Annotated in this window: 8 protein-coding genes; 5 read left to right on the top strand and 3 right to left on the bottom strand. The window is 71.2% G+C overall.

The window, feature by feature from the left end; all coding sequences use genetic code 11:
• Positions 1–13: 13 nt before the first annotated feature.
• Positions 14–586 (top strand): TIGR04222 domain-containing membrane protein, encoded by a 573-nt coding sequence (locus AB0N66_RS01815; RefSeq protein WP_365426994.1) that lies wholly within the window; start codon positions 14–16, stop codon positions 584–586.
• A 93-nt stretch (positions 587–679) separates the two neighbouring features.
• Here the strand turns inward: AB0N66_RS01815 and gcl are convergent, their stop codons facing one another.
• A complete protein-coding gene (gene gcl / locus AB0N66_RS01810) occupies positions 680–2,464 on the bottom strand; it encodes a glyoxylate carboligase (RefSeq protein WP_365426990.1) in 1,785 nt (594 codons plus the stop codon).
• A 273-nt stretch (positions 2,465–2,737) separates the two neighbouring features.
• On the opposite strand from gcl, the gene AB0N66_RS01805 reads away from it, so the two are divergent.
• Positions 2,738–3,694, top strand: a complete 957-nt coding sequence (locus AB0N66_RS01805) for a hypothetical protein (protein WP_365426987.1) — start codon at positions 2,738–2,740, stop codon at positions 3,692–3,694.
• A gap of 39 nt (positions 3,695–3,733) precedes the next feature.
• Here the strand turns inward: AB0N66_RS01805 and AB0N66_RS01800 are convergent, their stop codons facing one another.
• Positions 3,734–5,341, bottom strand: coding sequence for an AMP-binding protein (locus AB0N66_RS01800; RefSeq protein WP_365426984.1), 1,608 nt, complete (start codon positions 5,339–5,341; stop codon positions 3,734–3,736).
• Entirely contained in the window at positions 5,338–7,017 is a 1,680-nt protein-coding gene (locus AB0N66_RS01795; protein ID WP_365426981.1) for an AMP-binding protein, read from the bottom strand. Before AB0N66_RS01795 ends, AB0N66_RS01800 begins: the two co-directional genes overlap by 4 nt.
• Before the next feature lie 101 nt (positions 7,018–7,118).
• Between AB0N66_RS01795 and AB0N66_RS01790 the strand changes: the two genes are divergently transcribed.
• From AB0N66_RS01790 to AB0N66_RS01780, 3 genes are all read left to right on the top strand, one after another.
• Positions 7,119–7,958, top strand: coding sequence for a helix-turn-helix transcriptional regulator (locus AB0N66_RS01790; RefSeq protein ID WP_365426978.1), 840 nt, complete (start codon positions 7,119–7,121; stop codon positions 7,956–7,958).
• Positions 7,959–8,136: 178 nt separating this feature from the next.
• Positions 8,137–10,974, top strand: a complete 2,838-nt coding sequence (locus AB0N66_RS01785) for an AAA family ATPase (protein WP_365427305.1) — start codon at positions 8,137–8,139, stop codon at positions 10,972–10,974.
• A gap of 269 nt (positions 10,975–11,243) precedes the next feature.
• The gene (locus AB0N66_RS01780; RefSeq protein ID WP_365426976.1) at positions 11,244–12,035 is read left to right on the top strand and encodes a serine protease; all 792 of its coding nucleotides are present in this window, start codon (positions 11,244–11,246) and stop codon (positions 12,033–12,035) included.
• Positions 12,036–12,178: the final 143 nt, after the last annotated feature.

Genomic DNA, 12,178 nt, shown 5'->3' with positions numbered 1-12,178 from the left:
CTAGGGGGGCACCATGGACAGCGCTGCGAAGATCCAGCTGGAGCCACACGCCGTCGCGCTGCTGCGCGGGGGGCCACTCGCCGCCGTGAAGGTCGCCGCGCTCGCCCTGCACCTACAGGGCGCCGCGAACACTGCACGGCCGGGCACGATGCGGACGTCGGGGGTGGCCGCACAGGTCGCGGGTCATCCTCTGGAGAAGGCGGTGCACACCTCTCTCTACCGCCGGCCTGCGGGGATACGGGATCTGCTGAAGCAGCCGCGGATACGGACGTCGGTGGCGGAGCTGCGCGCGGAGTTGACCGCGGCGGGGCTGCTGCGCAGTTTTCCGCGCGCCCGGACACGGGCCGCTCGACGCACCCTCGACGACCTGCGTGCCCAACTTCCCCCGCCCGCCGGACGGGAGGGGCTCTCGACGGCCGACATACTGCTCGCGGTCGCCCTCTACGACGACGAGGCGCTCACCGTCCTGTCGCCCCGCTTCGCCCGTGACGCGGGACTGTTGGGGCGCGGCGGGGCGGCCGACAACGAGCGGTCGCCGCAGGGCTCCGACGGTGGTGGTTCCGGGTTGGGCGGGGCGGGCTTCTAGACGGCTAGGACAGGTCCTGGACGGCGAGGGGGCGGCTCACCCTCCCGGTGAGCCGCCCCCTGCCGGACGTATGGCCTGCCAGTGTCCCGCGTGTCAGACCTTCAACGTCCTGATCGAGGTGGGCGCGTGGCCCGGTTCGGTCGCGATCTCCTCGAACTCGACGACGTTGCTGATGTCGTTCGTCTTGCTCATCGCGATGTTGGTGATGCGCTCCAGGATCGCCTCGACGACGACGGGGACCTGGAACTCGGCGGCGAGCTTCTTGGCCTGTTCGAAGGCGGCGCCCAGTTCGCTCGGGTCGGTGACGCGGATCGCCTTGCAGCCGAGCCCCTCGACGACCTTGATGTGGTCGACGCCGTAGACGCCCAGCTCCGGCGAGTTGATGTTCTCGAACTCCAGGTTGACCTGGAAGTTGATGTCCAGGCCGATCTGCGCCTGGCGGATCAGACCCAAGTAGGCGTTGTTCACCAGGACATGGACGTACGGGATCTTGTGCTGGGCGCCGACGGCCAGTTCCTCGATCATGAACTGGAAGTCGTAGTCGCCGGAGAGCGCGACGACCTGGGCCTCCGGGTCGGCCTTGGCGACGCCGAGCGCGGCCGGGATGGTCCAGCCGAGCGGGCCCGCCTGGCCGCAGTTGATCCAGTGGCGCGGCCGGTAGACGTGCAGCATCTGGGCGCCGGCGATCTGCGAGAGCCCGATGGTGGTGACGTACCGGGTCTCCGGGCCGAAGGCCTTGTTCATCTCCTCGTAGACGCGCTGCGGCTTGATCGGGATGTTGTCGAAGTGCGTACGGCGCTGGAGAGTTGCCCGCTTCTCCTGCGCGGACGCGGCCCACTCGCTGCGGTCGGGAAGCCTGCCCTCGTCCTTGAGCTCGCGCGCGACCTCGACGAACAGCTTCAGCGCGGCCTTGGCGTCGGAAGCGATGCCGTAGTCCGGGGCGAAGATCTTGCCGATCTGTGTGGGCTCGATGTCGACGTGCACGAACTTGCGGCCCGCGGTGTAGACATCCAGCTTGCCGGTGTGGCGGTTGGCCCAGCGGTTGCCGATGCCGAGGACGAAGTCGGACTCCAGGAAGGTGGCGTTGCCGTAGCGGTGCGAGGTCTGGAGGCCGACCATCCCGGCGTTCAGGTCGTGGTCGTCGGGGAGGATGCCCCAGCCCATCAGGGTCGGCACGACCGGAGTGCCCGTCAACTCTGCGAACTCGACGAGGAGTTCGGCGGCGTCGGCGTTGATGACACCGCCGCCGGCGACGATCAGCGGCCGCTCGGACTCGTTCAGCAACCCGATCGCCTTCGCGACCTGGGCGCGGGTGGCGGCGGGCTTGTACGCCTGGAGCGGCTCGTACGTCTCCGGGTCGAACTCGATCTCGGCAAGCTGGACATCGATGGGCAGGTCGATGAGGACCGGGCCCGGACGCCCTGAGCGCATGAGGTGGAAGGCCTGCTGGAAGACGCCGGGAACCTGGGCCGGCTCAAGGACGGTGATCGCCATCTTCGTCACCGGCTTGGCGATCGAGGCGATGTCGACGGCCTGGAAGTCCTCTTTGTGGATCACCGAGGTCGGAGCCTGGCCGGTGATGCAGAGGATCGGGATCGAGTCGCCGGTGGCGGAGTACAGCCCGGTGATCATGTCGGTGCCTGCCGGTCCCGAGGTGCCGATGCAGACGCCGATGTTGCCCGGGTGGGTACGGGTGTAGCCCTCCGCCATGTGCGAGGCACCCTCGACATGGCGGGCGAGGGTGTGGTTGACCCCGCCGGCGGCCTTGAGAGCCGCGTAGAAGGGGTTGATCGCCGCGCCCGGGACGCCGAACGCGTTGCTGACGCCCTCGCGCTTGAGGATCTCGACTGCCGCGCGGGCAGCGGTCATACGAGCCATGGAGTACTCCTGCTTCGGCTGTCGGATTCGCGCTCCCGTCGCGCCCGCGGAGAGCTGGTGATTCCGTGTGCGGTTCCGCAGCGGCTTCCCTGTCCGAATTCCGTATTGCGGAAAATAACTTCTACTATCTGGAAGATAGTAGGCGGGGTACCGAGGGTCGTCAAGAGTCCGGTCGGAGGCTGTCGGACCGTTTCCCTGTCGGAGGCCCCCTCACTGGAGGACTATGGACGCGCTGTCCCGACGTGACGACGTGACGACGTCCTGGAGTGGGCCATGGCCGAGAGCGTGCCGGTGCGGTGCCCGGCCTGCCGCCGCGAGCACCTGTACGCGGCGCAGTCCTATCCCTGCGTGTGCGGCACCCCCGTCACGCCCCCGCTCGACCGCCTCGCGGAACCGGCGGCCGTCACCCACCGCACCTGGGACGAGGACTGGGTGAGCGTCCGCTGCGAGGCCTGCGGCCGCGAGGGCCAGTGGCCCGCTCCGGAGCTGGGGTGCTCCTGCGGGACGGAGCTGCGGATTCCGGTACGAGGGATACGTCGCCCGCGGCGCGCGCAGCTCGCGCCCGGCACCGTCGCCGAGGCGAACCACGACACGGACGAGGACACCCGCACGGACGACAGCACCCTCGCGGACGAGGACACCCGCACGGACGACAGCACCCTCGCGGACGAGGACACCCGCACGGACGACGGCATCCGCATGGACGATGACAACCGCGCGGACGAGGACACCCGCGCCGAACCCGCCCCGGGAACCCGCACGCACCCGACCGACGGCTCACCGCGCCGCGACACCGACAGCCCGCCGCACACCCCCAAGGACACCTCGCCCGGCACCTCGCCCGCGCCCCGCCCCGCGTTCCAGCCGGTCACCATCCGGACCGCCCGGGACGCCGTCACGGCCGCCGCGCTGTACCTGCGCTGGCTCGGCTACCGGGACATCAGGCGGGCGGACCAGCGGCCCCCGACGGGGATCGGGCTGGCCGCCCGCGGGATCCTGGCCCAGGTGGACCCCACGGTCCGACCCGCCTCGCTGCGCGACGTGGAGTGCCTGTGGCTGACGGCGATGACGGAGTCCGCGGAATGCGTGTACTTCTCCCTCTCGGGCTTCGCGGACGACGCCCGCGCCCTCGCCGACACCCTCGGCGTCCCCCTCTTCGTCCTCGATCTCACGGGCACCCCCCAGCCGGTGAACACCCCGGCCGACGAACTACTGGCGCCCGGCGCCTGACCGGCACCGGCACCGGGCGAGCCCCGCTCCCCGTACGCCCTACCCCCCGTACGACTCCCGCAGCTCGATCTTCCGCACCTTCCCCGACACCGTCATCGGAAAGGACTCCAGGATCCGCAGCCGGCTCGGGATCTTGTAGTGCGCCAGCCGCCCTTCGCAGAAAGCCCGCAGCTCCTCCAGCGTCAGCGGGTCGGCCAGGTCGCGCGGGATGACACAGGCGAGGACCTCCTCGCCGTAACGCTCATGGGGCACGCCGACCACCTGGACGTCGGCGATCTTCGGGTGGGCGTACAGGAACTCCTCGATCTCGCGCGGGTAGATGTTCTCGCCGCCCCGGATGATCATGTCCTTGATGCGCCCGACGATCTCGACGTAACCGTCCTCGCGCATCACGGCGAGGTCGCCGGTGTGCATCCAGCGGCCCGCGTCGACGGTCTCGGCGGTCTTCTCGGGCTCGTTCCAGTAGCCGAGCATGACGCTGTAGCCGCGGGTGCACAGTTCGCCCGCCGAGCCGCGCGGCAGCGTCACCCCGTCCACCGGATCGACCACCTTCACCTCGATGTGCGGGAGGACCCGGCCGACGGTGCCGGTGCGGTGCTCCAGGTCGTCGTCCCGCCGCGTCTGCAGGGACACCGGCGAGGTCTCCGTCATGCCGTAACAGATGGACACCTCCGCCATGTGCATCTCGGCGACCACCCGTTTCATCACCTCGACGGGGCAGGGCGAGCCCGCCATGATGCCGGTACGCAGCGACGACAGGTCGTACGTCGCGAAGTCGGCGAGGTTCAACTCCGCGATGAACATGGTCGGTACGCCGTAGAGGGACGTACAGCGCTCCTCCTGGACCGCGCGCAGGGTGGCCGCCGGGTCGAAGGAGGGAGCGGGAATGATAATGCACGCGCCGTGCGAGGTCGCCGCGAGGTTGCCCATCACCATGCCGAAGCAGTGGTAGAAGGGCACGGGCACGCAGATCCGGTCCTGCTCGGTGTAGGCGATCAACTCACCCACGAAATAGCCGTTGTTGAGGATGTTGTGGTGGGAGAGGGTGGCGCCCTTGGGGAAGCCGGTCGTCCCCGAGGTGTACTGAATGTTGATCGGGTCGTCGCAGGACGACTCGCTCGCGCGGGTCCTGAGGTCCTCGTGCAGTTCGGGGATGCCACGCCCGATCAGCGTGTCCCAGCTCCGGTCGCCGATGTACACGGTCTCCCGCAACTGCGGGCATCTGCCGCGCACTTGCTCGACCATGGCCCGATAGTCGCTCGCCTTGTGGCTGAGCGAGGCGAACAGCACCGAGATCCCGGCCTGGTTGAGGACGTACTCGACCTCATGGGTGCGGTAGGCCGGGTTGATGTTCACCATGACCGCGCCGATGCGGGCGGTGGCGTACTGGACGAGCACCCACTCGGGGCAGTTGACCGCCCAGATGCCGATGCGGTCGCCCTTGGCGACTCCGCCGGCGAGCAGCGCGCACGCCAACCGGTCGACGTCCGCGGCGAATTGGGCGTACGTCCAGCGTCGCCCGGACGGCACATCGACGAGCGCCTCCCGGTCGGGCCATGCCTCGACGGCCCGGTCCAGGTTCGCCCCGATCGTGTCCCCCAGCAACGCGGTCGTGCTCGTCCCGTGCGCGTACGACGGGTCAGTCACCGGAAGTCCTCCTCGCGGTACTCGGCGTCCGATCCCGCGGCCGTGGCCTCGCGCAGCTCGATACGGCGGATCTTGCCGGACACGGTCTTGGGGAGTTCGCCGAACTCCAGGCGGCGCACCCGCTTGTAGGGCGCAAGGACCGTGCGGGAGTGTTCGAAGAGGACCTTGGCGGTGTCGGGGCCCGGCTCCCAGCCCGCGGCGAGGACGACGTACGCCTTGGGAACCGCGAGGCGCAGCTCGTCCGGCGCGGGCACCACGGCCGCCTCGGCCACCGCCTCGTGCTCCAGGAGCGCGCTCTCCAGCTCGAAGGGCGAGATCTTGTAGTCGGAGGCCTTGAACACGTCGTCGGACCGGCCCACATAGGTGATGTAGCCGTCCTCGTCGCGCGAACCGATGTCACCCGTCCGGTAGTACCCGCCCGCCATCGCCTCGGCGGTGCGGTCCGGCTCGCCGTGGTAGCCGGTCATCAGGCCGACGGGCTTGAGCGACAGATCGAGCGAGATCTCACCCTCGTCCGCGCCCGGCGCGCCGGACACCGGGTCGAGCAGCTCGACGCGGAACCCGGGGCTGGGCCGCCCCATCGAGCCCGTCTTCAGCGGCTGCCCGGGGCTGTTGGAGACCTGGACCGCGGTCTCCGTCTGCCCGAAACCGTCCCGGATGGTGACGCCCCAGGCCCGCCGTACCTGCTCGATGACCTCGGGGTTCAGGGGCTCCCCCGCGGCGACCGCCTCGCGCGGCGGCGTGCGCAGCTGGGTCAGGTCGGCCTGGATGAGCATGCGCCAGACGGTGGGCGGGGCACAGAAGGTGGTGACCCCCGCCCGGTCCATCTCCGCCATCAGCCGGGCCGCGTCGAAGCGCGTGTAGTTGTGGAGGAAGACGGTCGCCTCCGCGCTCCAGGGCGCGAAGAGGTTGGACCAGGCGTGCTTGGCCCAGCCGGGCGAGGAGATGTTCAGGTGTACGTCGCCGGGCTGGAGCCCGATCCAGTACATGGTCGCCAGATGACCGATCGGGTACGAGACGTGGGTGTGCTCGACGAGCTTGGGGCGGGCCGTCGTCCCGGAGGTGAAGTAGAGCATCAGCGGGTCGTCCGCGTGGGTGACGTCGTCGGGCTCGAAGGCCGCGTCGGCGGCGTACGCCTCCTCGTACGAGCGCCAGCCCGGCCGCGAGCCGCCGACCGCGATCCGGGTGTAGTCGCCCGGCACCGCGTCGAACTTCGCCGTGTCCTCCGCGCGGGCGATCACATGCCGGACGCGGCCGCGGTCGACGCGGTCGCGCAGGTCGGCGGGGCCGAGCAGGGTGGTCGCCGGGATGACGACGGCGCGCAGCTTCATCGCGGCGAGGGCCGTCTCCCACAGTTCGGTCTGGTTGCCGAGCATGACGAGGATGCGGTCCTCGGCGCGGACGCCCTGCGCGCTCAGCCAGTTGGCCGTCCGGTTCGAGCGCTCGGACATGGCGGCGAAGGAGATCTCGGTCCGCGTGCCGTCCTCCTCGACGAGGTGCAGGGCCGTGCGGTCGTTGTCCCGGGCGATGACGTCGAACCAGTCCAGCGCCCAGTTGAAGTGCTCCGGGCGGGGCCAGTCGAAGCCCTCGTAGGCCGTCGCGTAGTCCTCGCGGTGGGCCAGCAGGAAGTCCCGCGCGGTGCGGAACTGCTCCGTCACGTCTCTCGTCACCGTCATGTGTCCTCCTCGTCGCCGGACAGCCGCCTACCATCGTGTATTCCGTGATGCAGGTCTCACCACCCCCGAACGGGGGTGCGCCGCGATGAAGGGGCGATCAGGTGACAGCAGACACAGCCGATGCGGTGGAGGTGCGTGGCGCGCTGGTACGGCTGCGGCGCACGACGGGACTGCCTGTCGCCTTCGGCGGCCTGGTCGATTCCGGGAGCCGACGCGTATGCATCAGCCAGCTCAGCGGCACGGCGACGGCCGCGCTCAGCGCACTCGCGGTGTCCTCCGGCAACGGCCTGGGCGGCAAGGCGGTGGCCCTGGCCCGGCCGTGCGCGGTGACCGACTACTCGTCCTCGCGGCAGATCAGCCACGAGTACGACGTGGCGGTCGCGACGGAGGGGCTCCGCTCCGTCCTCGCGGTCCCTGTGGTCGTACGTCGCCGGGTGCGCGGTGTGCTGTACGGCGCCCTGCGCACATCCCAGCCGCTGGGTGACCGCACGCTGGGCGCGGCGGTGGCGGCGGCCCGGGACGTGGAGCAGGCGCTGGTCGTCAAGGACGAGGTACGGGCGCTGCTGGCCGTCGCCCGGGAGCCCGCACCCGGAGTGGGGAACGCGGCCTGGGAGGAAGTGCGCGAGGCACACGGGGCGCTGCGCGCGCTGGCGCCGCGCGTTCTCGATCCCACGCTGCGGGCCGAACTCCTCTCGGTCTGCGGGCTGCTGGCCGAGGCGGTGTCCCCGGGCCCGGGCTCTCGTGAAATCGGCCTGGCACCGCGTGAGGTGGACGTTCTCGCCTGTGTCGCGGCCGGCGCGACGAACGCGGGCGCCGCGGAGCGTCTCGGGCTCCGCCCGGAGACCGTGAAGGGATATCTGCGGTCGGCGATGCGCAAGCTGGGCTCCCACACCCGGTGGGAGGCGGTGGTCGCAGCGCGACGGGCCGGACTGCTGCCGTAGTTCGTCGGATCCCCGACCCGTTCCTCCGACCCGTTCTGGCGTTTTCTCATTCAATCGTGAGCGCTCTGAAATGCCTTATACGCCCCCTGTTATTTCCCTCACCATCCCGTCCGTCCGTAATTCAAAGAGATATTGCCTAACATTGGTCAGGACACGACACACGAGGGGAGCGGTGACCGTGCAAGGGGACTTCAAGGAACCTGCGAGACCCCGCCCCGACCTGGTCATCGGCCGGGAGGAGCTCTTCGCGGGGGCGCGCGAACAGCTCTCCGGCGGCGGCAGTGTGCTGGTGCACGGCCCCGCCGGAATTGGAAAATCGACCGTCCTGCGGGCGCTGGTCGCGGAACACACCGAATCTGCACGAACCGTGTTGCGCTGCTCGGCCACCGAGTCCGAATCCCATCTCCCCTTCCTCGCCCTGGCCGACCTCCTCGGTCTGGTCGTCGACGAGGTCTCCGCAAAGCTGCCAGGACCGCAGCGCACCGCCCTCGAGTCGGCGCTCACCGGCCGCGGCGAATCCACCCTGCAACGCGACGGACTGGCCCTGCGGCTCGCGGTCCTGTCGACGTTCCGCGCCCTGGCCGCCCAGGGACCCGTGCTGGTCGTCGCCGACGACCTGCAGTGGCTGGACCCGGCCAGCGCCGAGCTGCTCGGCTTCGCCGCCCGTCGGCTCGGTGGCATGCCCGTACGGATGCTGTGTGCCGTACGTACCGAAACGGAACCGCAGGGGCAGCACCACGACCGATATCTACGCGCGTCCCCACCGGACACCCTGGCCGTGCGGCTCAACCCGCTCTCCCGTGCGCATGTCGCCGAACTCCTCGGCCAGCGCGGCTACACCGGCCTGCCCCGCTCGATCGTGCGGGACATCCACCGCACCAGCGGCGGAAACCCGCTCTTCGCGCTGGAGTTGGGCCGCGCCCTCGCCGAGAGCCCGACCCCGCCGAGCCCCGGCGAACCCCTGCCGGTGCCGACCTCGCTGAGTGCGCTCGTCCTCAGCCGGCTGGAGATGCTGTCCGCCGAGGCCCGCCGCACCCTGCTCGTGGCGAGCGCCGGGGCGCGGCCCACGCTGGCGCTGCTGCACGCCGCCGGGCGTGAGAACGCCGAGGCGGAGACGGCCTCGGCGGCCTCACTAGGTCTGCTGGCGACGGAGCGTGAGGCTCCGGTGATCCGGTTCGCGCATCCCCTCGTGTCCGCCGCCCTGTACGCGCAGGCGAGCGCGCAGGAGCGGCGCGCCGCCCATGCCGCGCTGTCCACGGCGGCCTCCGATCCCATCGAGCGGGCCCGGCACCTCGCCCTGGCCGCCACGGGTACGGACCCGGCGGTCGCCGCCCGGCTCGGCGAGGCAGCGGCGGCGGCCCGGGACCGGGGCGCGCCCTCGGTCGCGGCGGGGCTCGGACTGCTGGCGGCCCGGCACACCCCGCCGGACACCGTGCCGGGCCCGGACGAGCGCAGGTTGCAGGCGGCCGAGGACGCGCTCACGGCCGGCGAGACAGACCTCGCGCGGGACATCGCGCGCCAGGTACTGGCTCGTGCCACCGTGCCCGCGGACCGGGTACGGGCCTGGATGGTCGTCATCGACGCCGCGGGCCAGGCCATGGCCGAGATCGACGCCGTCTTCCCGCAGGCGCTCGCGGACGCGGGCGAGGACCCGCGGCTGCTCGCCCTCGTCCGCTACCAACTCGCCTGGCGGGCCCTGCTCATGGAGGGCGAGATGGCCAAGGCCCGCGAGGAGGCCGCCTGCGCCGCGGAGCTCGCGGCCGTTGCCGGGGACCGGCCCACCGAACTCCTCGCGCTCGGCTTCCAGGCGCAGATGGAGACCCTCATGGGGCACCCCGGCGCCCCTGCGACCATCCAACGCGCGATGCGCGAGCCGCAGGATCCCCGGGTGGCGTGCGACCACAACGGTGCCGGTGCCGCCCGCTTCCGCTGGCTGATCATGGGCGACCAGCTCGCCGAGGCCCGTACGACCATCACCGCGCTGCTGCGCGAGGTGCGGCGGCGCGGGATGGTGGAGAGCGAGGTCCACTTCCTGCGCGGCCTCGCCGAGACCGAGCTGCGCTCCGGGCACTGCGGCCGGGCTCTCGACCTCGCCCGCGAGAGCCTGCGCCTGGCCCGCGACACCGGGATCGGCGAGGCGGCCACCGCCATGTTCACCTCGCTCGCCGAGGCCGCGGGCGGCGACGTGCACCAGGCGCTGACGCTCGCCCAGGAGGCCGTGGACCGCGCGGAGGAGGACGGCGACCTGATCTACCTGTCGCGCGCCCTCGGCGCCCTCGGCCACGCTCAGCTGGTGGCGGGGGACGCGTCGGCGACGGTCCGGTCGCTGCGGCGCGTAAGGGAGTTGGAGGAGAGCCTCGGGGTCGTCGATCCCGCCCGCGGGCGCTGGCACGGGGATCTCGCCGAGGCGCTGGTGCGGATCGGCGAACCGGACGAGGCGCAGGACGTCATCGACGCGACGCGGGCGCAGGCGCTGCGGCTCGGCCGGGAGAGCGTGCTCGCCGTACTCGACCGCGCCGAGGCCCTCGTACGCGCCGCTCGCGGCGAACAGGGCGCCGCCACCCGGCAGTTGACCGCGGCCCAGGACCGACTCGGCAAGCTGGGCTACGGACTTGAGGAGGCCCGCGCCGCGTACGCCCTCGCCGGGCTGCGCACCCTGCGGCCCGGTCCCACCTCGTACGACGAGGCGACCCGGCTCTTCCGCCGCTGCCGCGCCCTGCCGTGGCTGCGCCAGGTCGAGACGGCCTCCGCGGCCCCGTCGGCCGGCTCGACAGCGGCGCCCCTCGCGTCCGCCGACCCCGACAGCGTCGCCGCCGCCGCGCTGGACAGCCTCGCCGCGACCGAACGGCAGGTCGCCGCGCTCGTCATGGAGGGCGCCACCAACCGCGAGATCGCCGCGCGTCTCTTCATCAGCGTGAAGACGGTGGAGGCCACACTGACGCGGGTGTACCGGAAATTGGGGATCCGCTCGCGGGTGGACATAGTCCGGCTGGCGGTCGGGCACCGGCCGGGCTGACGTTCCGTCGTATCCAGGGAAGGCCGGGACCCGATCCCTCCCCGGATACGGGACCAACCGGACGGAATCACAAGCTAAACCCAGCTGCCTCACAGCAAGGGTTATCCCTCCTCCAACTCCCTTAGGGGCTTCCCCCCTTGGGGTTGGAGGGGTTCCGCTTCTAGCCTGATCCCAGTGCCGCTCGCCCGGGCACACGGCGCCGACCCACCGGCGCCGTGCAGCACCCCCCACACCCGCGCGTCCCCCCACCGGCAACTCCGAGGAGAACCATGTTCGGGCTCAACCGCGCCAAGAAGACCGCCGCGCTCTGCGTGGCAACCGCTGCCGCCGCCGCGACGGCACTGCTCGGCGCACCCGGTGCCGTCGCCGCCCCCCAGCCCATCGTCGGCGGTACGACGACCACCACGACCACGTACCCGTTCGTCATGCAGATCACGGACGCCTCGCAGAACCAGTTCTGCGGCGGCACGCTCGTCTCGGCCACGAAGGTCGTCACCGCCGCCCACTGTATGGTCGGCGAGACCACCAGCAGCGTCCGCGTCGTCGGCGGCCGTACGTACCTCAACGGCACGAACGGCACGGTCAGCAGAGTCAGCAAGATCTGGATCAACCCCAGCTACACGGACGCCACCAACGGCGACGACGTGGCCGTACTGACCCTGTCGACGGCGATGTCGTACACCCCGGTGTCGTACGTCACCTCCTCGCAGACCAGCGTGTACGCGACCGGCGCCACCGCCCGCGTCCTCGGCTGGGGCACCACCTCCGAGAGCGGCAGCTCCTCCAACCAGCTCCGGACCGCGACCGTCCCGATCGTCTCCAACACCAGCTGCACGAGCTCGTACGGCTCCGACTTCATCGCCAGCGACATGGTCTGCGCCGGATACTCCTCCGGCGGCGTCGACACCTGCCAGGGCGACAGCGGCGGCCCGCTGCTCATCGGCGGCGTCCTGGCAGGCATCACCTCCTGGGGCGAAGGCTGCGCCGAGGCCGGCTACCCGGGTGTCTACACCCGCCTGACGACCTTCTCCAGCCTGGTGACCACGCAGGTCAACTCCTAGCTCAAGCCTTTATTCAACTCGCAGTCACCGATGAGCTCCTGAGTACCCCTCAGGTGAAAGCCGGGGGGCGGGTGGGGGGGGGCGCCCCCGACCCCCCCCGCCCCACACAAACAAAACCGCCCACGCGGCGGCCGGGGCCCCCC

Source organism: Streptomyces sp. NPDC093544 (genome assembly GCF_040683495.1).
Taxonomy (GTDB): domain Bacteria; phylum Actinomycetota; class Actinomycetes; order Streptomycetales; family Streptomycetaceae; genus Streptomyces.
The sequence above is the reverse complement of the archived record's forward strand: the minus strand, read 5'-3'. Positions and strand labels throughout refer to the sequence as shown.